Source organism: Desulfogranum japonicum DSM 18378, from assembly GCF_000429945.1.
GTDB classification, from domain to species: domain Bacteria; phylum Desulfobacterota; class Desulfobulbia; order Desulfobulbales; family Desulfobulbaceae; genus Desulfogranum; species Desulfogranum japonicum.
Genome location: NZ_AUCV01000005.1, coordinates 111,979 through 138,799 on the forward strand (window position 1 = coordinate 111,979; position 26,821 = coordinate 138,799).

At 45.3% G+C, this 26,821-nt stretch carries 24 protein-coding genes; 18 read left to right on the forward strand and 6 right to left on the reverse strand.

Annotated elements, in window-relative coordinates; translation table 11 throughout:
* Positions 1 to 12: 12 nt before the first annotated feature.
* The 3 genes from G493_RS0106085 to G493_RS0106095 are packed head-to-tail and all read right to left on the reverse strand — an operon-like array spanning position 13 to position 3,757.
* Positions 13 to 642, reverse strand: coding sequence for a hypothetical protein (locus tag G493_RS0106085; RefSeq protein ID WP_028579662.1), 630 nt, complete (start codon positions 640 to 642; stop codon positions 13 to 15).
* 21 nt (positions 643 to 663) lie between these two features.
* On the reverse strand, positions 664 to 1,215 hold the full coding sequence (locus tag G493_RS0106090; protein WP_028579663.1) for a cyclic nucleotide-binding domain-containing protein: 552 nt from the start codon (positions 1,213 to 1,215) through the stop codon (positions 664 to 666).
* Positions 1,193 to 3,757, reverse strand: coding sequence for an ABC transporter ATP-binding protein/permease (locus G493_RS0106095; protein ID WP_028579664.1), 2,565 nt, complete (start codon positions 3,755 to 3,757; stop codon positions 1,193 to 1,195). The genes G493_RS0106090 and G493_RS0106095 overlap by 23 nt, the downstream gene beginning before the upstream one ends.
* 468 nt (positions 3,758 to 4,225) lie before the next feature.
* Between G493_RS0106095 and upp the strand changes: the two genes are divergently transcribed.
* Genes upp through G493_RS0106115 form a run of 3 tightly spaced genes read left to right on the forward strand, consistent with a single transcriptional unit; the run spans position 4,226 to position 6,610 of the window.
* Positions 4,226 to 4,852: a uracil phosphoribosyltransferase gene (gene upp, locus G493_RS0106105; RefSeq protein ID WP_028579666.1), complete on the forward strand. Its 627-nt coding sequence runs from the start codon at positions 4,226 to 4,228 to the stop codon at positions 4,850 to 4,852.
* A 29-nt stretch (positions 4,853 to 4,881) separates the two neighbouring features.
* A complete protein-coding gene (locus G493_RS0106110) occupies positions 4,882 to 6,123 on the forward strand; it encodes a uracil-xanthine permease family protein (protein WP_051309055.1) in 1,242 nt (413 codons plus the stop codon).
* 25 nt (positions 6,124 to 6,148) lie between these two features.
* Complete coding sequence (locus tag G493_RS0106115) at positions 6,149 to 6,610, forward strand: DUF1178 family protein (RefSeq protein WP_028579668.1); 462 nt, start codon at positions 6,149 to 6,151, stop codon at positions 6,608 to 6,610.
* A gap of 220 nt (positions 6,611 to 6,830) precedes the next feature.
* Here the strand turns inward: G493_RS0106115 and G493_RS0106120 are convergent, their stop codons facing one another.
* Positions 6,831 to 7,025 (reverse strand): hypothetical protein, encoded by a 195-nt coding sequence (locus tag G493_RS0106120; RefSeq protein ID WP_028579669.1) that lies wholly within the window; start codon positions 7,023 to 7,025, stop codon positions 6,831 to 6,833.
* A gap of 926 nt (positions 7,026 to 7,951) precedes the next feature.
* Between G493_RS0106120 and G493_RS28055 the strand changes: the two genes are divergently transcribed.
* Positions 7,952 to 9,391 (forward strand): DNA integrity scanning protein DisA nucleotide-binding domain protein, encoded by a 1,440-nt coding sequence (locus tag G493_RS28055; protein WP_035273813.1) that lies wholly within the window; start codon positions 7,952 to 7,954, stop codon positions 9,389 to 9,391.
* A gap of 100 nt (positions 9,392 to 9,491) precedes the next feature.
* Here G493_RS28055 and G493_RS0106135 read toward each other — a convergent pair whose 3' ends face one another.
* Positions 9,492 to 10,433 carry a calcium/sodium antiporter gene (locus G493_RS0106135; protein WP_028579671.1) on the reverse strand — a complete coding sequence of 314 codons (942 nt, stop codon included), beginning with the start codon at positions 10,431 to 10,433 and terminating at the stop codon, positions 9,492 to 9,494.
* A gap of 26 nt (positions 10,434 to 10,459) precedes the next feature.
* A complete protein-coding gene (locus G493_RS28060) occupies positions 10,460 to 11,197 on the reverse strand; it encodes a hypothetical protein (protein WP_051309056.1) in 738 nt (245 codons plus the stop codon).
* Positions 11,198 to 11,592: 395 nt separating this feature from the next.
* Between G493_RS28060 and dnaG the strand changes: the two genes are divergently transcribed.
* The 14 genes from dnaG to G493_RS28075 all read left to right on the forward strand — a co-directional run bounded on the left by dnaG (position 11,593) and on the right by G493_RS28075 (position 26,816).
* Positions 11,593 to 13,383, forward strand: a complete 1,791-nt coding sequence (dnaG, locus tag G493_RS28065) for a DNA primase (RefSeq protein ID WP_035273815.1) — start codon at positions 11,593 to 11,595, stop codon at positions 13,381 to 13,383.
* Between the two features lie 230 nt (positions 13,384 to 13,613).
* Positions 13,614 to 15,245 carry a sigma-70 family RNA polymerase sigma factor gene (locus G493_RS28070; RefSeq protein ID WP_084813446.1) on the forward strand — a complete coding sequence of 544 codons (1,632 nt, stop codon included), beginning with the start codon at positions 13,614 to 13,616 and terminating at the stop codon, positions 15,243 to 15,245.
* 117 nt (positions 15,246 to 15,362) lie between these two features.
* Complete coding sequence (dprA, locus tag G493_RS0106155; RefSeq protein ID WP_051309057.1) at positions 15,363 to 16,487, forward strand: DNA-processing protein DprA; 1,125 nt, start codon at positions 15,363 to 15,365, stop codon at positions 16,485 to 16,487.
* Between the two features lie 427 nt (positions 16,488 to 16,914).
* Positions 16,915 to 17,577, forward strand: a complete 663-nt coding sequence (gene rpe, locus G493_RS0106165; RefSeq protein WP_028579674.1) for a ribulose-phosphate 3-epimerase — start codon at positions 16,915 to 16,917, stop codon at positions 17,575 to 17,577.
* 27 nt (positions 17,578 to 17,604) lie between these two features.
* Positions 17,605 to 19,215: a glucose-6-phosphate isomerase gene (locus G493_RS0106170; protein ID WP_051309058.1), complete on the forward strand. Its 1,611-nt coding sequence runs from the start codon at positions 17,605 to 17,607 to the stop codon at positions 19,213 to 19,215.
* 213 nt (positions 19,216 to 19,428) lie between these two features.
* Positions 19,429 to 20,715 carry a dissimilatory-type sulfite reductase subunit alpha gene (gene dsrA / locus G493_RS0106175; RefSeq protein WP_028579676.1) on the forward strand — a complete coding sequence of 429 codons (1,287 nt, stop codon included), beginning with the start codon at positions 19,429 to 19,431 and terminating at the stop codon, positions 20,713 to 20,715.
* Between the two features lie 56 nt (positions 20,716 to 20,771).
* Positions 20,772 to 21,911: a dissimilatory-type sulfite reductase subunit beta gene (gene dsrB / locus G493_RS0106180; protein WP_028579677.1), complete on the forward strand. Its 1,140-nt coding sequence runs from the start codon at positions 20,772 to 20,774 to the stop codon at positions 21,909 to 21,911.
* 76 nt (positions 21,912 to 21,987) lie between these two features.
* The gene (locus tag G493_RS0106185; protein ID WP_028579678.1) at positions 21,988 to 22,218 is read left to right on the forward strand and encodes a dissimilatory sulfite reductase D family protein; all 231 of its coding nucleotides are present in this window, start codon (positions 21,988 to 21,990) and stop codon (positions 22,216 to 22,218) included.
* Between the two features lie 91 nt (positions 22,219 to 22,309).
* The gene (locus G493_RS0106190; RefSeq protein ID WP_161629799.1) at positions 22,310 to 23,041 is read left to right on the forward strand and encodes a biotin--[acetyl-CoA-carboxylase] ligase; all 732 of its coding nucleotides are present in this window, start codon (positions 22,310 to 22,312) and stop codon (positions 23,039 to 23,041) included.
* Between the two features lie 56 nt (positions 23,042 to 23,097).
* Complete coding sequence (locus tag G493_RS0106195) at positions 23,098 to 23,520, forward strand: GNAT family N-acetyltransferase (RefSeq protein ID WP_028579680.1); 423 nt, start codon at positions 23,098 to 23,100, stop codon at positions 23,518 to 23,520.
* Positions 23,521 to 23,775: 255 nt separating this feature from the next.
* Positions 23,776 to 24,783: a YhdH/YhfP family quinone oxidoreductase gene (locus G493_RS0106200; protein ID WP_028579681.1), complete on the forward strand. Its 1,008-nt coding sequence runs from the start codon at positions 23,776 to 23,778 to the stop codon at positions 24,781 to 24,783.
* Complete coding sequence (locus G493_RS0106205; RefSeq protein ID WP_028579682.1) at positions 24,780 to 25,751, forward strand: KpsF/GutQ family sugar-phosphate isomerase; 972 nt, start codon at positions 24,780 to 24,782, stop codon at positions 25,749 to 25,751. The genes G493_RS0106200 and G493_RS0106205 overlap by 4 nt, the downstream gene beginning before the upstream one ends.
* A 40-nt stretch (positions 25,752 to 25,791) precedes the next feature.
* The gene (locus G493_RS0106210) at positions 25,792 to 26,022 is read left to right on the forward strand and encodes a DUF350 domain-containing protein (protein WP_028579683.1); all 231 of its coding nucleotides are present in this window, start codon (positions 25,792 to 25,794) and stop codon (positions 26,020 to 26,022) included.
* Entirely contained in the window at positions 26,019 to 26,816 is a 798-nt protein-coding gene (locus G493_RS28075; RefSeq protein ID WP_051309059.1) for a transglutaminase domain-containing protein, read from the forward strand. The genes G493_RS0106210 and G493_RS28075 overlap by 4 nt, the downstream gene beginning before the upstream one ends.
* The last annotated feature ends 5 nt before the right edge of the window (positions 26,817 to 26,821 follow it).

Below are 26,821 nucleotides of genomic sequence, written 5' to 3' on the forward strand. Positions count from 1 at the left end.
TGGTCTACGATTTTATTCTTGTTCGTTTGATTGCTCAGGTGCAACAGAATACGGGATGATTTGGTCCCAGTTGCGTCTTTGTTCCGGGGTTGCTTCCTTTGTTTTGGCGTGGCAAATCTCATTAAAACAAGCCCGTTCAATTTTAATACGCTCAGGCAGGGACATTTTTACCATACTACCAAAATTTTCATCAGGATCCTTTTTATTATATTGCAGGGTTATGGAAACTTTTTCACCCAATTCATCTGTAAAATACCACTTCCATGCTTTCAGGATTCCAAATGCATCCCCGGTATACTTTGTTGGAGGACCAAGCTGTTTTTTATACCTTCGAAAGAGACGATTAAAATATGCTTCTTCCGTGTTGGCGTATTTCATTTTGATGCGAACGATTTTTCCTGGTTTATCACATACTCCGTATTCAATGATACCTTTGCGAAATTCCCCTATATCCTCCACGATTACCTGTTTGAGGAAATTGCTGTAACTGAGGTAGTCGTATTCCTCAATAGAGGCTCCCAGACTGAAACCGGCAATCTGCTTGGGGGCTTTCTGGTCTGCCGGATATGCAGAAAGAGGAAACAGGAGTGTCAGCCAAATTGTTGCCAATATATGCAAAACAGTGTGTGTCGTTGTTCTCATGGCTGGGGCCGGGATGTAAAATTATCTTTCATCTTGTGAGAGAAATGAACCGTCGGGCATGGCCTCGAGTTCTGTTTTTTCAATGAGCTTTCGATTTTGATCAACAAAACGGTTAATATGTAATTTTATAATTTTTTCAACGGCTTTACCGTAGGCCTGAGGATATTTTTCCATAACTTTTTGAAAGGCTTCCCGCGATATGGAGAGAAGCGTTGTGTCGGTTTCTGCCCATGCTGAAAAAAAACAGTCAAATTGCGCGAGCTGAGCCAGTTCACCAAAGTAATTGATCTCGTCTGACGGCAATTGCTGAAGATTATACATTCGACCGTTATATTCATCACAGATTGCCACTGTCCCGGAAACTATCAAGTACATTTTTTGGCAGGGTTGGCCCTGGATAATAATTGATGATCGTGCAGAAAAATACTCTTTCTCACTTAGGTAGGCAAACAAGCGCAGAATGTCAACCGGAGTATCTTTAAAAAGAGGCATCTTTCGCAAAAAGGACAGCGCTTCCTGGATTTGACATGTCTGTCCTTGGGCGGTTGTTTTATTGTGCCCGTGTGAGTTCATAAAATGCACCTTGTTTCGCCATCAGTTCATCATAGGTTCCCTGTTCAATGACGGAACCTGATTTAAGTACATAAATTTTATCGTATCCAGGGGCAAGATCCAACCTGTGGATGACAGAGATAACTGTTTTTTTGCCGCGGAATTGTCTTTCCAGTACATTTTGGATGCGTCTTTGGGAACTATTGTCAAGACTTGCTGTAGCTTCGTCCAGAATCATAATCTGTGTATCTTTAAGGAAGGCCCTTGCTATGGCGACTTTTTGTTTTTGTCCTCCGGACAATCTGTCCCCCTGGCTGCCTACTTCAAAATCCAGACCCACATCAAGGATTTCATCAACCAGGCCTTCCTGCTCAAAAAAACGAAGAGAAAGATCAAGGACATCCTGGTGCTCCTGGAGTTCTTTTTTTACAGCGCCAAAAAGAATATTATCCTTCAGGCTGTGGCTGTAGAGGTATTGTGAGGGACAATAGGCTATGAAATCGGGGTGATTCTGGTAAATAGGAAGTGGCTGTAAAGTCGTATCATTGCTTAAATGCTCGCTTGCGCTGCGGCAGGCTTTAAAATCCAGGTGAACAATATCATGTAGGAAGGTATGACGCGCTTGCACGATATCAACCTGTAGATCATGGGAAATAGTGGTGATTTTGTGTCTGCCGGGAATGAATCGAAGAGCCAGGCAAAGGAGATCGTTCTGTGCATTTTTACTGGAGGGAACCTTGCCTTTGGAACTGTTGAGCATATCCTGAAAATATTCAAGCTCACGTGGCTCCATTGGACTTCCCTGGAAAAAGAAATCATCATCTCCAACATCCCTGAGCATCGTTACTGTTGCCTGGGCAATGGTTAGGCCAAGATCAATTAATCGTTGGTAGAGTTTGTTGGCCTCTGTCAGGTAACGGAATTCGCTATTGGTTGCCAAATTTTCAGTTGTATACTTCCCACTGAGGCTGTCTCCAAAAATAAGATTATCTCTGATGCTGGAATAATATAGAAAGGAATCAAGGGTATATGGCTCAATAACCTTGGAGAATTCGTTTTTCAGCTCTCGATTGATGATCTGCCGCATCCGCATGAGATGTGACTTGATTGGCTGAACACGCTCCGGTGGAAGAACCATGTTGAATCCAAAATGGAGAATGTCGTCCTTGAGGCCTACGTCGTAGATGGTTTGCAGGAGTTTTTTGCGGGAAGGTGTAACATCTTGTTCGCCGGAAGCATGTACCCCGTAAAGCAGGTTTTCTCGAATTGTCCCTGTGAAAATAAATGGATGCTGGGCAATCATGGTAATGTTGCTGCTTATATCGGACTTGGTCAATGTCGTGATATCGACATCATCGAGAAAGATGTACCCTCTGTTGATAGAGTAGAGTTGAGCTAGGAGCAAAGCCAGGGTCGATTTGCCCGATCCAGAGAAACCCACCAGTGCTATGAGTTCTCCGGGACGTATATCAAGGTTAATATCATTAAGCAGGCTAAGGCCGTCATCCACTGTGAAACCTGCGTTTTTTGTGCGAATGTTGCCTGCAAGGGAAAGTGGAGGCCGATCTCCCGGAAACATCGGATATTCGAGATCCTGGTCAAAAATTCTCATGATCTGTCTATACCTAACCCTGGTGTCCTGCAGAGATTGGTAATATTCAATGAGTTCCTTCCAGGGATCATATACCTTTTCATAGGCAGTGAGGAAGGCAATCAGAGCACCGAGGGTAAATTCTCCCTGAATAGCCAGGTACCCGCCGATGAGAAAAAGAATGAACGGGCCTATGGATTGAAACAGATTATTGGTAAATTTAATACCATACTTGACTAAATTAAGCCGGTTTATAATGCGGTACAGTTTTTGAGTTAATGTACCGAATTTGTTTTCTTCAAGAGGAAAGCTGGCATTGGAATGTATTTCGTGTAAACCGTTTATGGCTTCATTGACCACGTTTGACATGGACCTGGTCGTTTTGATTCTTTTACGATTAGAAATGTTGTACTTGTTTTGCAGGATGGGAACCGTAATCAGCTCCAGAGGGTATACCACCATAGAGAGCAGAGCAAGCAGAGGGCTTAGTGAAAACATATACCCCAGAAAGACCAGAAAACTGAGCACGCTGGTCAGAGGGATGGTGATAGCACCGCCAATGAACGTGCCTATGGCATTCAGTTCGGAAGTCATGGCTGAGATGACTGTACCGGGCTGCATTCTACGGTAAAATTGTAAGGGCAGCTGTAGAACGTGGCGGTAAAGTTCAGTTCGCATTTCGACCAGTATTTTCTGACCGATTGCAGCCTGCATCACGTTGATTATATATTTTGTAATCCCTGCCAGCAGGACTGCTCCCATATAGAGTCCGCAGTAAAGGAACAACAAGTCAACCTTTTTCAGGTAAATCGCCTGGTTAATGATACGTTTCTGCATCTCCAGGGGAAAAACCCGGCAAAAGAGGCTGACTCCTATAATCAGGAGTAAAAGGAGTTGAAGCCCCCGGTGTCGATAAAGTACCCAGGAAAACAGAGACCTTTTGGTAACCTTTCTTTTTTCAGCAGATGACATGGGGCTCCCTGGGTGAGACAAGGTCTGCGGGAAAAACGCCTCTTCTGAGTATGCCTGGAGCAATTTTAAAAAGAAGTTTTCTTTCTTCAGGCGCCTTATGGCAATACAAGACTCAACAATTGCCCATTATTGTCTAGTCAGCACAAAGAATGCAATGGAAATGTCGATATTATGCTAAAATTATCCCCAGTGGGACGACTTGATCGTTCGACGGTGGGACGACTTGATCGTTCGATGTTTGAGATCTTGGAATGCTTCGTGTTTCGAAAATATGAATTTGGTGTTTCAGGCAATGTTGATGATTGGCAGAAAAGAGATGGGACATACACCCAAAACGTCGAGGAATATTACCTGTACCCGAAACCTGGAATCATAACGCATCCGGTTTCTTTTTTGCTATGGATGGATCTTTCTTTCCATGCTACATACTCAGCACATCAGATTACGTAATATTTAGAGGAGGCCACTATGGCAGTATATGAAATAAAGCATCCCCTGGTTCGACATAAGCTTGGATTACTCAGGGAAAAAAATATCTCAACAAAGGATTTTCGTGAACTCGCATCAGAGGTCGGGATGTTACTCACCTATGAGGCGACCAGGAGCCTTCCGGCAGAAAAAGTCACCATTGAATGCTGGTCAGGCCCTGTGCAGGTTGAGCAGATTAAGGGGAAAAAGATTACCATAGTTCCAATTCTGCGGGCAGGACTTGGCATGATGGACGGTGTTCTCAAAGCCGTACCTTCTGCAAAAGTTTCTGTTGTCGGCTTATACAGGGATGAGGAAACTCTTCAGCCTGTCGCGTATTTTGAAAAATTGGTTCAGGATATTGATGAGCGCAAGGCCATGATTCTTGATCCCATGCTGGCGACGGGTGGAACGTTGATAGCCACCATAGATATGCTGAAAAAGGCTGGCTGCAAAGATATCATCGGGTTATTTCTGGTGGCTGCTCCTGAAGGAATCGCCCGGTTGCAGGAGAAGCATCCGGATGTTGATGTGTATGTGGCAGGAATAGACGAAAAGCTGAATGAGGATGGGTATATTCTTCCAGGTTTGGGGGATGCAGGAGATAAAATTTTTGGCACCAAATAGCTTGGTTAACTGATACAAAGGAGTGACGCATGAGCTCAGAGCACATGGAGATTGGTTTGGGCAAGCAGATGCTGGTTGGCATGCAGATGCTTTTTGTAGCTTTTGGGGCTCTTGTGCTGGTTCCCATACTGACTGGTCTGAATCCCAACGTAGCCCTGTTTACTGCCGGGGCAGGTACACTGTTATTTCAGGTAGTGACCAAGAGGCAGGTTCCCGTTTTTCTCGCATCCAGTTTTGCTTTTATTGCCCCGATTCAGGCAGGGGTAGAGAACTGGGGCATTCCGGCAACCCTGAGTGGTCTGCTTGCCGCAGGTCTGGTTTACATTCTGCTTTCAGGAATAATCAAACTGCGGGGAAGAAATATCGTCAAGAAAATTCTACCCCCGGTGGTTGTTGGTCCTGTTATCATGGTAATAGGTTTGAACCTGGCTCCTGTGGCAGTGAGTATGGCACTTGGAAAAGCCGGTGGAGGAGATGTCCAGGGAAAAGCCGTCTGTGTTGCTCTGGTTGCTCTCATGGCCACCATTCTTGCAATTCTTCTGGGGCGGGGAATTGTGAAGTTGGTTGCGATCCTGATAGGTATTACTGCAGGGTATTTGGTAGCTTTGGCAATGGGATTGGTTGATTTTTCTCCAGTCCTGAAAGCCCCCCTGTTTGCTGTTCCAGCTTTTCAGTATCCTGAACTGAATTGGCAAGCTGTCTTCTTTATAGTTCCAGTCGCCATAGCACCAGCCATCGAACATATTGGTGATATGCTCGCCATCAGCGGGGTTACGGGCAATAATTATCTTGATAAGCCCGGATTACATCGTACTCTGCTTGGGGACGGCCTGGCCACGTCTTTGGCAGCAATGCTTGGTGGACCGCCAAACACCACGTATTCTGAAGTTACCGGAGCTGTGACTCTTACCAGAGCTTTTAATCCAGGCATCATGACCTGGTCTGCCATCACTGCCATTATTCTCTCTTTTTCGGGTACGCTGGGTGCCTTACTGGGTACCATACCTACCCCGGTAATGGGTGGGATTATGCTCCTGCTCTTTGGTACCATTGCAACTATTGGCATGAACACACTGGTCCGTGAAAAGGTTGATCTGGTACAACCTCGCAATATGGTTATTGTCAGTCTTATTCTTGTATGCGGCATCGGAGACATGGCCCTTGGAGCCAAGGGATTCGTTGTCCAGGGCATAGGGTTGTCAGCCATTGTAGGTGTCCTGTTGCACCTTATTTTGCCTGGCAAGGAAATTTCCATAAAAAAATCTGCATAATATCTCTGAAAGTAAGCATTTTTTTATGATCGTCTATGATCTAGAATGCCCCTGTGGCTATCAGTTTGAAGGTTGGTTTTCCAGTCGTGCCGGTTTTGAGGAACAGTTGTCTCAACAGTTGGTTTTGTGTCCCAATTGTGGCGGCTGTCAGGTCCATAAGATTCTTTCTCCTGTTGCGTATCACCATAAAGCGTCCAGCAGTTCGCGGCCATCACAAGCGCAGGTGCCTGTTAAAGAGGATTCAGGTGGCCAGGAGCTAGTTCGTTATCTGGAATCAGTCAGTCGTTTTGTTGAAGATAATTTTGAGGATGTTGGTGCAAACCTCGCCACAGAATCGTTGAAAATGCATTATGGCGTGGAGGAAAAACGGAACATTCGAGGAGTTGCCACTGAGCAAGAGGAAAAAATGCTGGAACAGGAGGGGATTGCGTTGCTCAAAGTCCCGTATATAAAACCTGACTCAGAACCAGGTTCAGAATCAAATTGAGAGAGTTGCCTGAAGCGAAACAGCAAAAAAGACTCTGAATGTGGGGAAATGAATCGGAGAATACGCCGGAAGTTCAAGTGTGAAAACGGTGTCAAAAGTTCCGATATGCGCTTTACAGATTGTTGGTTTTTCTACGTCTGAACTCAGTTGCCCTGGTCCCCCTCTGGGCCGGGGCTTTACAACCGTTACAAGATAAAAAACAGACCGGCAATCTGTTATATTATCCCTGAATTTCTCCTGTCACAAAAAGTTCAAAGAGTTTTTCAAACACTGTGGGGATGGCCGAGGCCTGTGCATTGGAAGAACTGGCATACGCTTTGGTCAGTTCAAATGCGCGCTCAAAGGCATTTTCATAGTCAGAGATTTCATTTTTTTTCAGAATATTGACCAGTTCTCTGGATATTTGGGCGTCCATTGTATTATATGAAGTAATATTTTTTACCAGGGGTAAAGGGAGGAAGGAGGCCCTTCTCTCTCGGTGTTTTGTTTAATTGACTGGATAGTATATATCATACTTGCGACCGTATACCAAGGCGTGAAACTCCTCATTTATAGACGGAGATGATCAGAGAGGCGGTCTGAGGGTGTTATTTCCGCCCATATTTTTGTTAAATATGAAAAATATCCACGGAATGTCATGTGAATGCCAGTGGTATTGTTTCAGATTTACCCCGATCTGAGCGCACAATCCTATTGCCCAGGCAACCTCCTGATCTGGATTGACTTTGGTTAAGCGTCAATGAAATGTGGGTTACAGAGATGGTCTTTCTCCATAGCAACTCTGCCACAACCGTCACAGACATATTGCATTTTCCTCAATTTGTCTGCGCATACATTTTCAATATCAATGGTGTGGTGACCACAAAAGGAACTTTTGTTTGTAGTCTTGCTTGGCTTGCAGATGTTTTCTGGATTATTTGCGACAGCGCCACAAGTGGTACATGTATGAGCCATTGTTTCTCTCCTTTACGCAGAAGAAAGAATCAAAGAGTTGCCTGGCCGGCAGGAACGCAGGTACAGGCTGTTGGAAATATGGAATGCGCTATTGAGCATCCAATTGTACAGGTAATATTTGTCTCTTTGTGCTAAAGTCAATGCAGTAATCGATACCATGAATACCTCTGATGGCCGGCAGTCTCTTCTGGATGACAGGGTTTTACGCACCGTTTTACCTTTGTGTTTTTGTTGACACCGGTTTTTTGTTGCAATGGTTGGGTTGTGACAAATCGTTGCGTCCTGGTTAACGGCTACGGATGGTTTTTTTCCGGAACATCTTCAGGGATGCTGTTCTTCGGAGGAGAAACACTATTGAGAATATAAGCAAGGAGGAACACCTTGAGAATGTGCCGGATTGAGCAGTCTTTTCTTCATCGATGCGTCAGTGATATTTTAAATGGGCTTAGTGAAGGGTTGACGCATTTTTCCGGCCCAAGTAAGGCTGCCGTACTGTTTTCCCTTGGCCCCAAAGAGCCGTTGATGTTGTGTGATCCGCAAAATCTGCTTCGCGGACATGAATTGATATTTAAAGCCATGTTCGTTGATAATGAACAATGGCGATATAAATACAACCTTCCGTATGATAAAACGCAGTTTGCAGTGATTTATCCGGAAAAGGATTTGGGCCTTGCAGGACTGCTTTCCTATGGAGGGTATTCCGGTTCACTGTTTTATCAGCATTGGTTTACAAATCATCATCCGGATCTGTGTTCCACCGGACCCACGGAAAGATGGCTGGAGCATGCTGTGTGGCGCTTTTCCCATGATTTAGCCAACGATAAGGACCTGTATACCGGTATTTCGGGGTACTTTCTCCGTGAGTATGCTACCCATGCTGTGCGAGACCATATCGTCGATGAAATGAATATGTTGCTGGGATGGGATACGTTGATTCGTGTATACCCTGTCCTGGATGCCATTCTTCGTATTTCTGAAACAAGGGAGGAAGGGCTATGGCCCGAAGGGCAGTTATTGATCGTGGATCCCACCATGGTCGACTCCCTGGAGTTTCTTGTAAAATTCAAGGACAGCGCCAGGCCCCAATTGGCAAACAATAAGCATGTCCGTAAGCTCCTTCTTTCCGTGGAGCAGTCAAACCGTCGTTTGGTGAGTGACGGACGCTCCATTCTTGGGGTATGTTCAATAAAGTTACCTCCGTTTTCTATCTGTGCTGATTTTAAAGGGCGATATGGCTTTTTAAAGGTTAATAAAAGCAGAGTCTGCAGCTTTGCAGATGGTCGTTTCGGATCAACAACATATAATGCCAAACTGGTACAGCTGGAAGAACTGCTGCTTGAATCGGATATGGAGGAGGCAGACAGTTTTTTTCTTTTTAAAATAGCCACCAGTCTTGTCCATCATGCGCAGGGAAGAAAACATGGCTGTACAGTGGTGCTGGATCTGAATAAAAAACCAACCCCGATTTCAGGACAGAAATTGTCTCCGTCTCTTGATCTTCGGCGACCCTACACGCTCAACCTGGCAAAGTCCCTGGCAAAAGTGGATGGAGCATTGCATATTGGAGCTGACCGGCATCTTCATGGTTTTGCATGTTTGCTGGATGGTCGGGCTTTTTCAGGAGAGGATCTTGCAAGGGGCGCCCGTTATAATTCTGCACTTCGATTTACCGCTGAACATGATAATATCATCGTGGTTGTTGTGTCCTCTGATAGGCCTGTTTCAGTTATTTATCAGGGGGTGGACATTCGAGGAACATGCGATGTGAATCTCCATGGCACCTGCACATTTCCTCAGGTGGAGTTGCAGCAATGGGTGGATAAATAGTGCCTTTACATAAAAATTTTTCTCGGAGTCTTGTTCCTTGCCTACCTAAACTTGAGAATAAAAGTCTTTTATGGATAGATACTAGATAGAGCCTATCCCTTTACAACAGGCTGACACAGTACCCGGTATACATACAGAGCAGGATGATTCCATGCCACTTTCTGGTTGTACCATCCCTGAGCAACATGGGGATCAGGATAAGAGTGAAAAAAAGCATGATCGGTAAGTCCCGCGTTAACAGGCTGGGATCAATTGTGAATGGTTTTATAACACCTGTTATACCAAGGACCATCAACAGGTTGAACATATTGGAACCAATCACATTACCGATGAGCATGCCGGTCTCTCTGTGACGCAGGGCAGCTATTGACGAGGCGAGTTCCGGCAGGGATGTACCCACCGCAGCAAGTGTTAAGCCGATTATCAGTTCACTGACCCCTATAATACGTGCCAGGGTGATGGCTCCGTTTATAAACATGTGAGACCCCAGGGCCAGTAGGCCAAGTCCTATGATAATCCTGGCAACAAGTAAGACGGTATCACCCCGTGTCAGGCTTGGAGTATCCTTACCATCGAGTTTTCTGCCGTTCTTGGCATTCAGGTATGTGAAGGCCGTATGGGAGAGGATGGCAAGGGTGAAGAAAATTCCGACAATACGAGGGAAAAAACCGTATCCACTACAGAACATCAGGAAAACACTTGCTCCCACCACGATGAGCAGTTCATTCCAGACGTCCCTGAGCTGCAACCTCAAAGGGGCAACCAGAGAACAGCACCCGAGTATAAGCCCCACATTGGCAATATTGCTGCCAATAACATTGCCTATCATGATATCCGCATGTCCTTGCAACGATGCAGTGAGACTGATAAATAATTCCGGTACGGAAGTCCCGAACGCAACCACGGTCAGGCCCACCACAAAGGCTGATACACCGAAACCTTTTGCCAGGCGGGAAGCTCCTTGTACAAGGAGTTCTCCGCCTCCAATAAGAAGAAACAGGCCCAGGATGACTGAACAGGAAGCAAGAATAGGGGATGTCATAGAAAAATCAGTAAAGAATGTAGGGGTCAACTGTGTTGAAAAAGGAGACCTGTATCGGGATGTCCCTGGAGGTCAAAAGCCCGATGTGCCAGGTGAGCAAGCTGTTTTTTGATTTCTTTCAAAGGGGGCAGGGCTGGAATAACGGGCAGAACACTGTCAGGCTTCTGAGGGGGCTGAATGTGCATCTTGTCATCAAGTTTTTTGTCTCTTCCAACCATAATATCACCGGCCATGAAACCGTCATGGGGTGTGTCGCGATCCAGGTGGCGCAGAAATCCCATGATAGTAGAAAGATCATTGTTCCGATAAAATAATTTGATTTCTTCAGCAATGGTCTCTTCTTCTTCCATAAGCTGCTCCAGAGAGTGACGATATTCATCAATCGCCTGATATAATTCTTGATACAGCGCATAAAGAAGGTTTGTGAATTTTTGTTTTTTGGTGAATCCTCTTGCCCATGATTTCTCGGCTTTGTTGAATATGCGTTGCTTTATCGTGTTGGATTCCAAAAGATAGGGATCAAAGAACAGTGTGCTGCTTAGTCCTGTAAGCTCTTGAAATTTTTTAATTAATTCTGAAAAGTGAAGAAGGGTGTATATGCGGATGAGATTAAAGCCTATGGTGTTTTCCATGGTATCCAGGGAAGCGTTAAGCTGTTCGTCATAGCGTTGAATGTCATCTTCAATGCTTTTACGCAGCCCGAAGTAACGGTCGGCGATTTCCTTCCGTAACTCCAGAGAAAGGATATGGTCGATGTCCTGCATTATTGTGGTCCGTTAAAATGTTTTATGGGTGCTTGTTTACATCTGCCTGGGGCTGGGGTGCGGCAGCACATGTACTTTCAGGCGCACGTTGCTCTCTCAGAGAGGATATACGCGTAAAGGAATATATCGGAGTACACATGAACTATTATAAGCCAAGAGCAGTTTTTTTGTGGTATCTTCCAGTGGAGTGTTTCTGTGTCTGATTCCAGCCGGCTGGGGTTCACCTGGTGTAGAGGTATAGAATTCAGGGCGATGTTGCCCTGTTTATGATCTCTCGATGACAGGGTACTTTTCGGTAGCGGAACATTGCTTCAAGCCATGGATAATTCAGATGCTGACAGTTTACCGTAATTGAAGATTTATTACCAACAAAATGACAATATCGTTGAGGCTGAATGGAAGTCGGACCTATAAATGAGCACATTAAAGACCAGGTAAGAGAGGCTGCAGATATTGTAGAGGTCGTCGGTGAAAATGTTGAACTGCGAAAAGCAGGAAACAGATATGTGGGTCTCTGCCCTTTTCATAATGAAAAAACACCCTCATTTTCAGTGAACCCGCAAGCGCAGTTTTTTTACTGTTTCGGTTGCGGCGAGTCAGGTGATGTATTTTCCTTTATGATGAAATACCACCACTGTGATTTTCCCGAGGCTTTGAGAAAGCTCGCCCAGAAATATCATATTGATATGCCTAAACGGCAGATGACAGAGCAGGAGAAGAAGCGCCTCAAAATCAAGGAAAATCTATACGGAGCCTGCGAAGAAGCCACTCGACTGTATGAACAGTGTCTTGTCAGCGGTAAGGAGGCGGCTGTTGCTCAGGCCTATCTTGAGCAACGCGGGGTACCCTCTGAATTTATAAAGCGATATCGGCTGGGTTTTGCGCCTTCTCCACAGGCAGTTGGATGGGCCTTTCAAACCCAGGCTTTACAAAAGAAATCCATTGCAACAGACATACTGGAGCAGGCTGGGCTGTCTGTCAAGAAAGAGCGGGGAGGTTATTATGACAGGTTCCGCTCGAGAATCATGTTTCCAATTTTTGACATGACAGGCCAGGTGGTAGCATTTGGTGGAAGGATACTGGGGGATGGAAAACCCAAGTATATGAATTCGCCGGAGAGTCCTGTTTTTGAAAAAAGCAGACTGCTGTTTGGCCTGTATCAGCATCGTGAAGCGATACGGCAAAAGCGAACAGCTATAGTTGTGGAGGGGAACTTCGACCTTCTGATGCTGGCTGTCCATGGTGTCGATAATGTGGTGGCACCGTTAGGAACATCGTTGACCCCCCATCATGTTCGGCAGATGCGCAGCTATTGTGATCAGGCGGTTTTGTTGTTTGACGCCGACACGGCTGGACTGAAGGCTGCGATGCGAAGTGTTCCCTACTTTTTAGCGGAAAGTCTGGAGTGCAGGATTGCACTTCTGCCCGAAGGACACGATCCCGATAGTTTTGTCAGGGAAGCAGGCCCAGCAGGTATTCAACAGCGAGTTGAGCAGGCAAGACCCTTGGCAGAGTTCGTTTTTGATACCTTGGTAAAGGAATATGGATTGACCTTGTCAGGCAAGGCGAAAATCGTGGAGGACTTAAAACCCTTATTGCGAGATGCAAAGGATTCCACACAGCGCAGCCTGATGAAAGCTCATTTCAGTGAAAAATTAGGAACGGATCTGTCTTTGTTTGAAGACGGTGGAAAAACACTGCCGGCAACAGTACCCATTCCTGAACCGAGAGTAATCCCTAACAACCTCCAGAAAAAAGAACGGCAACTCTTCGAGTTTTTGTTGTTACATCCAGAATGTTATCAAGATCTGGCTGAGGCGGGACTGACAGCTGTAATAGAAGGGGGGGTGGCTGTTCAACTTCTTGAAATACTTGAGAAATTTTGTTTGGAGGACGCCCCTGATCCTGAGCGCATCTTTGAGTTAACCACTGACGAATCCGTACGTAGCAGCATAGCTGACTTGCTGACTTCTGTATCTGTATATGCTGATCCGGAAGATGGGGATTCTGTAAAAGCATCCATGCTCAAAGAGTTGTTGCATTGGATAGAAGAAGTCAATTATCAAAAAAACGGAAATGTCTTGCAGCAGCAGATCAATGAAGCAGAGAGAACTGGCGATCTTTCTCTGTTGATGGAACTTTTAAACAAAAAGATGCTGTTGGGCAAAAAAAGAAAGGGTTATTAAGATAACCTATTGAAAAAATGTACAATGCTGGTACTCTTCGGATGGAGTGAGACCCTAGAGAAGGTGTCAAGGGGGGAGGGCTGGAGAAAAAAGTGTGTGATTTTATGCTGTTAGGAGAGTGTCACAGGCGATTTGTTCGCAGCTGTTTTTTCCCACATTTCTTGTTTTGTGTCGGGAAAAGGCGACGGTAGCTTTTTTTATGAGTGGAGCTGTTATCCTGGGGAGCGAGAATGCACAAAACAGAGCATCAGTTTGATGAAGATTTGAGGTTGGATACTTTGATCGACAACGAGGGTGTAAAAAAAGCCAAGCCTACAAAAGACAATGAGAGAAGTTCGTTAACAAAGAAAAAAGACACCGTTGAAACGGTCAGCCATGATGGCAAAGATCGCCGTACCCGTATAGACAGACGTTCGGGTAAAGATCGCCGGCGAACTGACAGGCGCGGGATGGGGACAACCTTGGACCCAATGAATATTTACTTGCGCGAAATGGGCAACCAGAAGCTGCTGAGTCATGAAGAAGAGATTGAGCTGGCAAAAATGGTTGAGGATGGTGAATCGCGAATTCAGTATGCTGTACTGCGATTGACCCTTGGTATTACAGCACTGAATGATCTGGCTGAAAATATTCTACGCGGGAGTACACGTATAAACACTGTGGTCCGTGGTGTTTCCGATAACGATGACAAAGCGTTGAATAAGGTCCGGGATTCTTTGCTGGACAACGTGGAAGAGGCCAATGAGCTGGATGCAAAACGCCGGGAATTGTTTCTGGAACTGAAGAAGAATGCCGGTGATGGGGAAATGGAACAGCGACTTGTCGAGGAAATTCTTGCGGTCGGTTGGGAGATTTCCAATTTGTTTAAACAGCATCGCCTCTGTTCCAAAGGCATTCTTTCAGTGGCTGACGCTGTGAAAGAGCTGAGTATGAAGTTCAATAAGGTCAGAGTTGTGGCCCAGCAGAGGGAGTTGCTGGCAGCCCGGCGTGAAAAATCATCCAATGGAAAAGAGGATGAGGTCAGCCCGGCCGAAATTGAACGGCATATCTCTCTGGAACTCGCTGAAACCATAGGCGTAAGCTGGACTGCATTCATGGAAATTCAGCAGGAAATTGAGTTGGGACGGGAAATGGCCAAGCAGGCAAAGGAAGCTTTGGTACGGGCTAACCTGCGACTCGTAATTTCCGTCGCTAAAAAATTCCTCAATCGAGGCATGCAATTACCTGACCTGATCCAGGAAGGCAATATCGGTCTCATGAAGGCAGTGGAAAAATATGATTATCAGCGTGGCTACAAATTTTCAACCTATGCCACCTGGTGGATCAGGCAGGCGGTGACCAGAGGTATCGCCGATCAGGGGAGAACTATACGTCTGCCCGTTCATATGATTGAAACCATAAACAGGTTGTTACGTTTCTCTAAAGATTTCCAGAGGTTGGAGAGTAGGGAGCCTACCCCTGAAGAGATGGCAGAGCAGCTCGGAACTGATGTGGAAAAGGTGAATATCGCCTTGAAAACCGCTAAAGATGCAATCTCTCTCGATGCTCCTGTTAGTGAGGAAGAGGATGCCATGCTCAGCGATTTTATCGAAGATCATGCTCATCCTGATCCACAGGAGAATTCCATCACAGAAAGCCTAAAACGTTGCTTGTGTAAAGTTATGGGATCCCTAACGCCCAGAGAAGAAAAAGTGTTACGTATGCGGTATGGCATTGAGATCGGCTGCGATCACACGCTGGAAGAGGTCGGGCAATGCTTTTCTGTGACCAGGGAGCGTATCCGGCAGATAGAAGCCCAGGCTATTAAAAAGCTCAGGCACCCATCTCGCAGTTCTGATCTGGAAGCATTTATTATTGATTGACAGCCTGTTCGTCATTTTAAGGGCGACTCATTTTTTTCAATGCATGTAGGTGGAATCTTGAGATTGAGAAAAGTGTTAGCTGAGAGAGTCCTGTGTTGATTATTCGTAAGGCGCATTGTGCATATCTGTTCCCATGCCATTGAATGGCTTACCTTGTTATTTCTGGATGGCTTGGGAACTTCTGCACGTAACCGGCTGGTTCAACATTGTAAATCACCCGGGGAGCTTTTAGAAGAAAGCTGGCTGGAAACGGCTGGATTGGCTCCCCGTGTTCTCAACGCCTTTAAAGACAGATCAAATAAAGAACGTGCATTGGAACGTGCAAAACATGAGTTGGAAGCGCTTTCACGAAATCATTGCTCTCTCATCGGCCAATGTTGTTCCTTGTATCCTGAGGAATTGAAAAATATTGCAGACCCTCCATTGTTACTCTATGCCGTGGGGGATCTGCAGTCTTTTCGCCTTCCACGTGTTGCCATAGTGGGTTCCAGGAGTGCAACTTCCTATGGCAAAAGAATCAGTGCAACCCTGGCAAAGGATCTTTCCCTTCAAGGCATTTGTGTAGTTTCTGGAGGGGCTTACGGTGTAGACGCTCAGGCTCACCGAGGTGCTCTTGCAGCTGGAGGGCGCACCATCTGCGTATTCGGCTGCGGTGTGAATGTCACGTATCCCCAAGAACACAGGGATTTGTATGCACAAATAAAGGAAAAGGGAGTATTGCTTTCTGAATTTCCACTTGGCAGCAAACCCAGCAGGTTCCATTTTCCAATGCGTAACAGAATTATCAGCGGCATTTCAAAAGGGATAGTTGTCGTGGAGGCAACCGAAAAATCTGGCTCTCTCATCACTGCCCGGCTCGCTCTGGATCAGGGGAGAGACGTGTTTGCAGTTCCAGGGAGAATTGATTCAGCTAAAAGTCGAGGGTGCCACCGTCTCATTCAAACAGGAGCGTTTCTTGCGCAGAATGCAGGTGAAATTGTCACTGAACTTCAGTTGTTTGATCTTCACGAGACTGAGTTGTGCAGAAGACAGGAGGCAAGTGGTGACCATGGACAGGCTTTGAGTCCTGGTGCACAGAAACTGCTCGAAAAAATGGAACCATATCCGCTCTCCATTGATGTCCTGGGAAGAAGCAGTGGCTATTCTGCCATCGATTTGCCTGGATTGCTATTGGAACTGGAACTGGCTGGCGTGATACGCCAACTTCCTGGCCAGCTTTATGAACTTGTCAGTTTGTCATAGATTTTAAGGCCGCGATCCTGGCGTGTCGTTTCGAGTCAGGCATTCTACCTTCTTCTCTTGGGATGGAGACTCTTCTTGTCAGTTTTGCTTCTCATTTGATGTCTGATACGGTACCCTTTACCTGTTTTTGCAGGTTGGCAGCACATGATGTTTTGGGCACCGGGTGAGACCATCATCAATTTGACATCCCTGAGTCCGTATGTTGCCACTGCAAAATATACACTGAGAAATGTTGGCCACCAGGAGTTTGTCGGAGAAAATTCTTTTCCCTCATGTTTTGTTTTTTCAGGAAAATCAATGTTCACAATTCAACTATATGGCTGTGCTTGATTTCCTGAAAATGCCTTAATCTGAGAAAAAATAGCAATTCTCCGGCAGACTCCTTGTCAAAACTATTTATTTATACAAATAACCATAGGTGACGAATATGAAGTCGCTTCAAATTGCTCCGTCTATTCTTTCTGCTGATTTTTCAAGATTGGCGGAGGAAGTACGCGCAGTGGAGAAGGCAGGGGCAGATGTCATCCACGTGGATGTCATGGACGGCCATTTTGTGCCCAATATTACCATGGGCCCACTGGTTGTGAAAGCAGTCCGTAAGATCACTGATCTACCGCTGGACGTACATCTCATGATTTCTGATCCGGATAAATATATTGAATCATTTGCCCATGCCGGAGCTGATTGGATAACCGTACATGTAGAAGCCTGTACCCATTTGCATCGGACCCTGTCCGCCATCCGTGGGTTGGGAAAAAAAGCCGGTGCAGTGCTGAATCCGGCAACCTCACTTACAACCCTTGATTATGTGTTGGAAGAAGTGGATCTGGTAATGCTGATGAGTGTCAATCCAGGGTTTGGAGGACAGAGTTTTATCCGTTCCACATTGGATAAAATTAGAGACCTGCGAGAAAAGCTTGATCAATGCAATCCAGAAGCCGGTATCGAGATTGACGGCGGCATCGGGCCGGAGACCATAGGAGAGGTCGCGGCAGCTGGCGCTAATATTTTTGTCGCAGGCTCAGCAATATACGGAAAAAGTGATTATGCCGAAGTGATAGCTGTATTGAAAGAGCGTGCCACACGCTGATGAGGAATTCCACAACCGGGAGGTCCCATGCAGTTTATTGATTTTGATACGTTGCCAAGCAAAAATGCATTGGCCAATCTTGCGCAAACCCCCTTTGATCTTACTTCAGATGACGCCCTCTCTGAAGAACGACTTGAAACATATGTTTGTTCGTCAGCGGGGTTTGACCTGCTCTATGCCACCCAGAGAATAGATGACAACGTGCTTGATTCGCTCCAGCAGATGGTCGATGAAGCAGGATTAATAGAAAAATTTGCAGCTATGAAAAGGGGTGCCATCCTTAATTTCATTGAGGGGTTTGAGAGTGAACAACGGCAGGTTCTGCATACGGCCTGCCGTGATCTTTTTTCTGAGGCTCCTCTGTGCCCTGAGGCCACAGAAGCTGCAAGGGAGGAGTTGGATAAACTCAAACTTTTTCTTGATAAACTGGCGAACCGCGAATTGGTAAACAGTCAGGGGCAACCTTTCAACACCATTATTCAGGTGGGGATTGGAGGGTCGGATTTGGGACCCCGGGCATTGGCCCTTGCTCTCAAACCATTTGCTTTGGACGGGCGGAGTGCTCGTTTTATCGCAAATGTCGATCCCGATGATGCTGCAGAGGTATTGAGGGAGGTCGATCTTTCACGAACACTGATCAATGTTGTTTCCAAGAGCGGCACAACCCTGGAAACTCTCACGAACGAAATTCTGGTGCGCAGGGCCCTTGAAGATAAAGGTCTGAATCCGTCACATCATATGATTGCCGTGACAGGAAAAGGCAGTCCCATGGATGATCCGTCACGTTATCTTGCATCCTTCTACATGTATGATTACATAGGAGGCCGATATTCCGCCACATCAATGGTCGGTGGTGTAACGCTTGGTTTTTTGCTGGGATTTGATGGTTTTATGGAAATCCTCAAAGGGGCGAATGAAGTTGATATTGCCTCAGAGAACCCCAGTATACGGAGAAATATATCCCTGCTCATGGCCATGCTTGGCATCTGGAATCATAATCTGCTGGGATATGCCACGTGTGCGGTGCTCCCCTATAGCCAGGCTCTGTCGCGTTTCCCCGCACATTTGCAGCAGTGTGACATGGAAAGTAATGGGAAATCCGTCACCCGTTCTGGTACGGCGGTAAGGTATAAGACGGGACCGGTTTTGTGGGGGGAGCCAGGAACGAATGGTCAGCATGCTTTCTATCAGTTGCTCCACCAGGGAACTGAAGTTGTCCCTGCAGAGTTTATCGGCTTCCGAAAAAATCAGTATGAACAGGACGTTGAAGTTGAAGGAACCACCTCTCAACAGAAGCTACTGGCCAATTTACTGGCCCAGAGCATAGCTCTGGCAACAGGCAGGCAAAGCGATAATCCGGTTCGTTCGTTTGCAGGTAACCGTCCCAACAGTATCCTGCTTGCTGAGCAACTGACACCAAGAACCCTGGGGGCTCTTTTGGCTATTTACGAGAATCGTATTGCATTTCAGGGATTTTGCTGGAATATAAATTCTTTTGACCAGGAAGGTGTGCAACTGGGTAAGGTTTTAGCTGGAAAAATCCTCGCTCACATGGTTGCGGATTCTAAAAAAACAGCACAGAAAAAGGAGGGTAGTAGCACCGAAGAAGTGTTGTTAAAAGTCGCGAAGATCATCTGATTTCCAGTTGACGAGAGGCGATGTTTTGTTGGTGCAACAATGGGTTACGCTTTTTTGTTGACAAAGACGTTGCGTCCGTTTATCTTCGCTTTCTGAATGAGCATTCAATGTAGTATTGTCCGCTCTCGTTCTTATCAACGCGACTATGTTGATTACGAAATTTTTTATTTACCGGTTATTTTTCAACCACATAATCTTCTAGGAGGAACACTGATGGCAAAGCATGAAACGCCTCTATTGGACGAACTGGAAAAAGGTCCATGGCCGAGTTTCGTCACCGACCTCAAGCGGCAGGCTGAAACAAAGCCTGAGTGCTGGGACATCCTTGGTCAGCTTGAGCTTTCATACAAAGACAGGATTACCCACTGGAAACACGGTGGTATCGTAGGTGTTTTTGGTTACGGTGGTGGTATCGTTGGTCGTTACTCTGACGTTCCTGCGCAGTTTCCAGGGGTAGAGCATTTCCATACAGTACGTATTGCGCAGCCATCAGGCCTCTACTACACCACAGAGAACCTTCGTGCTCTCATGGATCTGTGGGAAAAATATGGTTCCGGTGTAACAAATATGCATGGTTCCACAGGTGACATGATCTTCCTGGGTACCCGCACCGAGAATCTTGAGCCCCTGTTCTGGGATCTGACCCATGACCTCGGTCAGGACCTTGGTGGTTCCGGATCCAACCTGCGTACACCAGCCTGTTGTCTTGGTGAGTCCCGCTGTGAGTGGGCTTGTTACGATTCTCAGGAAATCTGTAATCATCTGACCCAGCATTATCAGGATGAGATTCATCGTCCTGCGTTCCCTTATAAATTTAAATTTAAATTTTCCGCATGCCCCAATGACTGTGTTGCAGCCATTGCACGTTCCGACTTCTCCGTTATCGGAACATGGAAAGACAATATTCGCATTGATCAGGCAGCTGTTAAAGAGTACATGGCAGATAATGCTGAGTACCCATCCAACGGTGGTGCGCATAAAGGCGGCGACTGGGGGCCATTCGACATTCAGAAAGAAGTTATCGACCTGTGCCCGACACAATGCATGTGGATGGAAGGCGATGAACTGAAAATAGATGATGCAGAATGTACCCGTTGTATGCATTGCATTAACGTAATGCCTCGTGCTCTTCGTCCTGGTGCTGAGAAAGGTGCTTCCATTCTGATCGGTGCAAAAGCTCCTATCCTTGACGGTGCACAGTTCTCTACACTTGTTATTCCATTTATCGAAGTAAATAAAGAAAGTGACTTTGAAGAAGTCATTGATGTGATCGAAAAAGTTTGGGATTGGTGGATGGAAGTTGGTAAAAACCGTGAGCGCGTGGGTGAGACCATGCAGCGTGTTGGCCTGCCTACCTTCTTGAGCGTAATGGAAGTTGAGCCTCTGCCACAGCATGTTAAAGAACCTCGCTCCAACCCATATGTCTTCTGGAAGGAAGAGGAAGTTCCCGGCGGTTGGGATCGTGATGTTAAAGAGTTCAGAAAACGTCACGCCGCGTAAGAGAACTTTGAAGAACTGAATAACGAACGTAGAAGTTTATTATAAGGAGACTTATTATGGGTTACGATCCGAAAAATCCTATGGAAGGTCGAATCACCGACTTAGGACCGAAATACTATGGTGATATGTTGCCCCCTGTGATCAAGGAGAACAAGGGCAAATGGCTTTATCACGAAATCCTTGAGCCAGGCGTACTCGTACACGTTTCAGAGACTGGCGCAAAAGTTTTTACCGTACGCTGTGGTTCCCCTCGTCTTGTAACCGTTAGTTATGTACGCGACGTTTGTGATGTTGCTGATAAACATTGCGACGGCCATGTACGTTGGACTACCCGTAACAACATCGAGTTCATGGTTGACGCAGAGGAAAAAGTTGGACCTCTGAAAGAAACTCTCAAAGGTTATGGCAACTCCTTCCCAATTGGTGGTACTGGTGCTTCTGTATCCAATATCGTTCATACTCAGGGTTGGGTTCACTGTCATACTCCTGCAACAGATGCTTCCGGTCCTGTAAAAGCTGTAATGGATGATCTGTTTGAGTACTTCACCTCCATGAAGTTGCCTGCACAGGTACGTATTGCTCTGGCATGTTGTCTGAACATGTGTGGCGCGGTACATGCATCTGATATCGCTATTCTCGGTATCCACCGTACACCACCTATGATTGACCATGAGCGTATCACAGGTGTTTGTGAGATTCCGCTGGCGATTGCTGCTTGTCCTCTCGGAGCTATCAAACCTGCGAAAGCAGAGGTTAATGGTGAAGAGATTAAAACCGTAAAAGTTAACAACGAACGTTGTATGTTCTGCGGTAACTGCTACACCATGTGTCCTGCAATGCCTTTGGCAGATCCTGAAGGTGACGGTATTGCCATTCTGGTTGGTGGTAAGGTTTCAAACGCTAAATCAGCACCTAAGTTCTCCAAGCTGGTTGTGCCATTCCTGCCAAATACTACCCCACGCTGGCCTGAGACTGTTGAGGTTATCCGCAACATTCTTGAAGCATATGCCAAGGGTGCGAAAAAATATGAGCGCGTTGGCGAGTGGGCTGAGCGTATTGGTTGGGAGAAATTCTTCGAGGAAACCAAAATTCCATTTACCGATAAATCAATCGATGACTATCGTTTGGCTTACGATACATGGCGAACCACCGCTCAATTCAAGTTCACAAGCCATACCGCTGCTTATACCAAGTAAGGCTATGTAGTATGATCGACCCTGACTGTTCAGGGTCGATCTGCCTTTATCATCATTTCATCTCAAGGAGCTGATTATGGCACTGAGTGTAGAAGAAATAGAAGCAGCAATGATTGCAAAAGCAGAAAAATCTCCTAAACCACAGCTGTATATAAAAGATTTTTATGCTTGTGCCCCAGATATGAAACCTCGCGAAGTTAAAAAAATTGCGAATGCGTTGGTTACCAAAGGCAAACTTATGTTTTGGTCTTCTGGATCAACAACAATGTATGCTGTTCCTTCCCGCATTAAAGACGAGGAGAAATAATTGCACTGACATGTGCTGTTATTTCCAGCTGGTAAAAAGCGGAGCCCATGGGCTCTGCTTTTTTTTTCTGTTTTTTCTAAAAGGTGTAAAGATGGAAATCCTTCACTGGGCAGATATTGATTCGACAAATACTATGGCTAAACAGCTTGTCTGTGAAGGACGTACTACTGCCGCACTCTTAGTCGCGGAATCGCAAAGTTCAGGAAGAGGGCAGCAAAACAGATGTTTTAATTCTCCTAACGGTGGCTTATATTTCACAATTCTTGATCGTTCCCGTGTTCCTGACAGGTTGTTGCCCTGTGTTACCTTAGCTGTTGGTGTCGCCTGTGCTGAAGTGATCGAAAGCGTAAGTCTGTTGGATGTCTCATTGAAATGGCCCAATGATTTGTATGTGGACGGCAAGAAGCTCGGAGGTATTTTGTGCGAGTCAATAAGACAAAAGAGTGATTCCGTATGGGTGATGCTTGGCGTGGGAATCAACATCAATACCAAAATATCCCACCTCCCTGAAGATATCCGCGCATCATTAACCACTCTGCACGAACAAACAGGGAAGAATTTCGATTTGCAGGCAATCCTTGCCGCATTGGTCGAGAATATAGCAAATAAAATTGAATTGTTACGTGAAGATGTGGAATTATTGATTGCACAATGGCAAAAGCGTGACTACCTCTATGGCTGTCAAGTTCAGTATTACAATGGTAAAGATTACCGTACTGCTCTTGGTAAGGGAATGGTCAATGGCGGCAGATATTTGATCGAATATCCTGATAAAACCCTGGAAGAGGTTTTTTCTGGACGACTGCAACTCCTCTATAGGTAGTTGTAGTATCATGTCCCCTAAACTCCCACGTGATCCATCTGAATATTCACATACCAATGAAGATAGAAATTAAAACAGAAATAGAGAACATTGACTGGCAGCTGATATCTGACACCCTAAAATCAGTTGGAATGGCCTATTATAGCCCGGAGAAACACCAAACTGCATTTGAATCAAGTTATTGTAAAATATTTCTATACGATCATAACAAATTGGTAGGTTTTGGAAGGGCAATATCGGACGGCGCATATCAAGCTGCAATTTATGATTGTGCAGTTCTTGAAGAATATCAAGGAAAAGGATTAGGGAAACTTCTTGTTCAAGAAATCCTCAAAAGACTACAAAATTTGAATGTTATTCTATATGCAGCTCCGGGCAAAGAAAGTTTCTATGCAAAACAAGGTTTTAAAAAGATGAAAACAGGTATGGCATTTTTTGTAAACCAAGACTCCATGTCAGCTAGAGGATTTACTGAATAATACAGATATATTGTATAACCAGCCGTTTAATACGGAATGCCTGAGGTCCACTGTGTTTCAGCGTATCGACTTCGATAAATTTACCCTGCATCACCGATTATCGCTATCAAGTCGGTAGCCGGTTAACTTACCGTTTTCATATTTCTCCAGAGATCATTTTTTTCCGAGAGACACCTCATATCATATAACAAACCATGTTTATGTATACCAGGTTTGCTATAGATTGTAACTGCTATATAAAATAGGGAGATAGGTATGATCAATCCGTCTTTTTATGCGTTCGTAGTTCGTGAAACGCCACAACAGACATTTACCAGATCTATAGAGAAACGATTCCTGGACGATTTGCCTGCTGGTGAGGTTCTTATTCGTGTAATCTACTCCTCCTTGAATTATAAAGATGCTTTGTCAGCATCAGGGAATAAAGGTGTTACCCGTTCTTATCCGCACACTCCAGGAATAGACGCAGCCGGGATCGTTGTTCAATCGGAGGTTTCTGAGTATTCCCCTGGACAGAAAGTAATTTGTACCGGATATGATCTTGGGATGAATACTGATGGCGGGTATGGCCAATTTATTCGTGTTCCTGCAAGTTGGGTTTTACCTCTGCCTCAAGATCTCTCTCTTCAGGAAAGTATGGTTATAGGTACTGCAGGGTTTACAGCGGCACAGTGTGTTTACGCTTTAACTACCCAGGGCGTTACGCCAGATATGGGGCCTGTTATTGTTTCTGGTGCCACAGGGGGTGTTGGTACCTTTTCAGTGCAACTTTTATCCCAGCTTGGGTATGAAGTACATGCTCTGTCTGGAAAACAAGGCTACGCAGATACGCTTCGTTCCCTTGGTGCATGCCAAATTCACTCCAGGGAGACCGGGCTTGAAGGAAAAGATAAGCTTTTGCTGAAAGAACGTTGGGCTGGTGCGGTTGATACTGTGGGCGGTGATATCTTGGCAAATATAATTAAGGCCTGCAGATATGATGGTGTTGTAACTGCCTGCGGTAATGCTTTTTCTGGAGATTTACCGTTAAATGTATATCCTTTTATCCTACGAGGTGTACATCTCATTGGCATTTACTCTGCTAACTGTCCCATGAAAAAGAGAAAAATGATTTGGGAAAAACTTTCTTCTGAATGGAGATTGGATAATCTCGAAATAATAACTTCGAAAATAGAGATAGATAAATTAGATTCCACAATTGATCAAATGCTTGCTGGTCAAACGTTTGGCAGAACTGTGGTGCAGATACAGGAGGAACAGTGATCCTGCAACAAGCAAAAGAAGTTCTTACCCTGGAAAGCGAAGGCATTCTTGCTGTACGTGATACCCTTGGTGAAGAATTTGAACAGGCAATAGAGATATTATATGCATGCCCCAGCCGAGTAGTTATTACCGGTATAGGCAAATCAGGTATTATTGGGCAAAAGATATCTGCCACTCTCAATTCAACAGGTACGCCTAGTTTTTTTCTTCATCCCGTGGAAGCTATGCATGGGGATCTAGGCATGGTCGCCCTCACCGACGTTGTTCTGGCTATATCCTATTCTGGCGAAACCAGTGAATTGCATCACCTCTTGACCAGTTTGAAGGAACGTGGTGTCCCAATCATTGCCATGACCAGTAACCCCACTTCCACCCTGAGCAGTTACGCAGCTGTTACCTTGAATATCGCTGTGCCAGGCGAAGCCTGTCCCCTGGGACTTGCTCCGACAACCTCAACTACGGCAACCCTTGCACTTGGTGATGCACTGGCAGTTGTCTTGCTAAGGAAAAAACAGTTCAGGGAAGAAGATTTCCGGAAAAATCATCCGGGGGGCAGTCTTGGAGAGCGCCTGAAAGTCGCGGTAAGAGAAGTAATGCTTACCAGGGATGAGGTTCCTTCGGTCAATGAGAATGTCAGCTTGCTTGATGCTGTAGTTGAACTCGATAAAAAGAGTATTGGTGCCGTAGTCGTGACTAATAATGAAGGCTACTTACAAGGTATTTTAACCGATGGTGATGTCCGGAGGCTTGTAAGCGCTGGAAGTCAATTCGGTGAAGTTGCTGTACATGATATTATGACCCGTGCCCCCATAACAATATCTGCAGATCTTCTCGCTGCTGACGCATTGAGTTTGATGCAAAGCAAAGAAATAACTATTTTAGCCGTTGTTGATATTAACAATAGATTACAGGGTATTTTACATCTCCATGACCTGCTGGGAAAAGGGGAGTTTCGTTTTCTTATTTAAGTGACCCTCTTATATAATATAGCAGTTAGGGAGAAGTGTAATGGATTTGGATTTTATATATGTTTCGGTTATCAATCTTGGTATTAATCTCATTTATACGATCGTGGCTCTTTTTGTAAGCATTCTTTCGCTGGTAATCGTAGATAAAAAACTGTTGCCTGGTATTTCAATCGAGGAAGAAATGAAAAAAGGCAATATTGCCGTAGCTATTTTTGCTTCAACCATTTTGATTTTTGTAGCTGTGATTGTCACATTTGGATTTAAAGGATGAAAAAATGGCTTTGTAAATCAGTGGTACTTGGAGGGCTTCTTATGACAGCCTTCCTTGTTGCAGTAACTCCTCGTTCAGATAAAGAGATTATTGCAGAAAATGAAGTGGAAATAGGTGGCTCCTCCCAGACTGTCCCCGGAAATCTTCAGAGGGCTATCTACATTTATCAACTGAAACAGTGGTTAAGTACCGAAGCTGTTCAAGGGATGTTACAGGCATCTGCAAACAGCTCTGGGACTGTGTTCTACTCCATGGATACCGTCAAAGAGTTTACTGCGTCAGCTCCAGGCATTGACCTGCGGCATCACATAGTGAGTAGTTATCTTGTCGGATATGTGCCTTTTGAAACAAAGAATATATGGGTACCCTGGCTAACACTCAGCCGGCGCAAAATGTATCAGACGGATAAGATCACCTACAAGGGAAGAAAGGATGTCTGGCAAAACAGTAAGCAGGCATATACGTTACCGAGAGGTGATTGTGAGGATCATGCCTTGTCACTTGCAGACTGGCTTATAAGCATGGGACAGGATGCAAGAGTAGTTCTTGGCACATATAAAGGTACAGGACACGCATGGGTAATACTCTTCCGGGAAGGAAAAGAATATCTGCTTGAAGCCACCCAGAAAACGGGTTTCAACCAGATGAAATCTCTCCCTTTGGCTTCTTATTATCCCGATTACAGGCCAATGTATATGTTTAACAGGAAATGTTTTTGGAAAAATTACGGGTCTTCTCTGACAACCCGCTATAATTCTTCCGATTGGAAAAAGAAAAGCATTTATTCATTATGAGCCAG

Excerpts from the sequence above, each read along its gene's own strand:
- G493_RS0106085 (WP_028579662.1), bottom strand. The coding sequence starts at position 642 with ATGAGAACAACGACACACACTGTTTTGCATATATTGGCAACAATTTGG.
- G493_RS0106090 (WP_028579663.1), bottom strand. The coding sequence starts at position 1,215 with ATGAACTCACACGGGCACAATAAAACAACCGCCCAAGGACAGACATGT.
- G493_RS0106095 (WP_028579664.1), bottom strand. The coding sequence starts at position 3,757 with ATGTCATCTGCTGAAAAAAGAAAGGTTACCAAAAGGTCTCTGTTTTCC.
- upp (WP_028579666.1), top strand. The coding sequence starts at position 4,226 with ATGGCAGTATATGAAATAAAGCATCCCCTGGTTCGACATAAGCTTGGA.
- G493_RS0106110 (WP_051309055.1), top strand. The coding sequence starts at position 4,882 with ATGAGCTCAGAGCACATGGAGATTGGTTTGGGCAAGCAGATGCTGGTT.
- G493_RS0106115 (WP_028579668.1), top strand. The coding sequence starts at position 6,149 with ATGATCGTCTATGATCTAGAATGCCCCTGTGGCTATCAGTTTGAAGGT.
- G493_RS0106120 (WP_028579669.1), bottom strand. The coding sequence starts at position 7,025 with ATGGACGCCCAAATATCCAGAGAACTGGTCAATATTCTGAAAAAAAAT.
- G493_RS28055 (WP_035273813.1), top strand. The coding sequence starts at position 7,952 with ATGTGCCGGATTGAGCAGTCTTTTCTTCATCGATGCGTCAGTGATATT.
- G493_RS0106135 (WP_028579671.1), bottom strand. The coding sequence starts at position 10,433 with ATGACATCCCCTATTCTTGCTTCCTGTTCAGTCATCCTGGGCCTGTTT.
- G493_RS28060 (WP_051309056.1), bottom strand. The coding sequence starts at position 11,197 with ATGCAGGACATCGACCATATCCTTTCTCTGGAGTTACGGAAGGAAATC.
- dnaG (WP_035273815.1), top strand. The coding sequence starts at position 11,593 with ATGGAAGTCGGACCTATAAATGAGCACATTAAAGACCAGGTAAGAGAG.
- G493_RS28070 (WP_084813446.1), top strand. The coding sequence starts at position 13,614 with ATGCACAAAACAGAGCATCAGTTTGATGAAGATTTGAGGTTGGATACT.
- rpe (WP_028579674.1), top strand. The coding sequence starts at position 16,915 with ATGAAGTCGCTTCAAATTGCTCCGTCTATTCTTTCTGCTGATTTTTCA.
- G493_RS0106170 (WP_051309058.1), top strand. The coding sequence starts at position 17,605 with ATGCAGTTTATTGATTTTGATACGTTGCCAAGCAAAAATGCATTGGCC.
- dsrA (WP_028579676.1), top strand. The coding sequence starts at position 19,429 with ATGGCAAAGCATGAAACGCCTCTATTGGACGAACTGGAAAAAGGTCCA.
- dsrB (WP_028579677.1), top strand. The coding sequence starts at position 20,772 with ATGGGTTACGATCCGAAAAATCCTATGGAAGGTCGAATCACCGACTTA.
- G493_RS0106185 (WP_028579678.1), top strand. The coding sequence starts at position 21,988 with ATGGCACTGAGTGTAGAAGAAATAGAAGCAGCAATGATTGCAAAAGCA.
- G493_RS0106190 (WP_161629799.1), top strand. The coding sequence starts at position 22,310 with ATGGAAATCCTTCACTGGGCAGATATTGATTCGACAAATACTATGGCT.
- G493_RS0106195 (WP_028579680.1), top strand. The coding sequence starts at position 23,098 with ATGAAGATAGAAATTAAAACAGAAATAGAGAACATTGACTGGCAGCTG.
- G493_RS0106200 (WP_028579681.1), top strand. The coding sequence starts at position 23,776 with ATGATCAATCCGTCTTTTTATGCGTTCGTAGTTCGTGAAACGCCACAA.
- G493_RS0106210 (WP_028579683.1), top strand. The coding sequence starts at position 25,792 with ATGGATTTGGATTTTATATATGTTTCGGTTATCAATCTTGGTATTAAT.
- G493_RS28075 (WP_051309059.1), top strand. The coding sequence starts at position 26,019 with ATGAAAAAATGGCTTTGTAAATCAGTGGTACTTGGAGGGCTTCTTATG.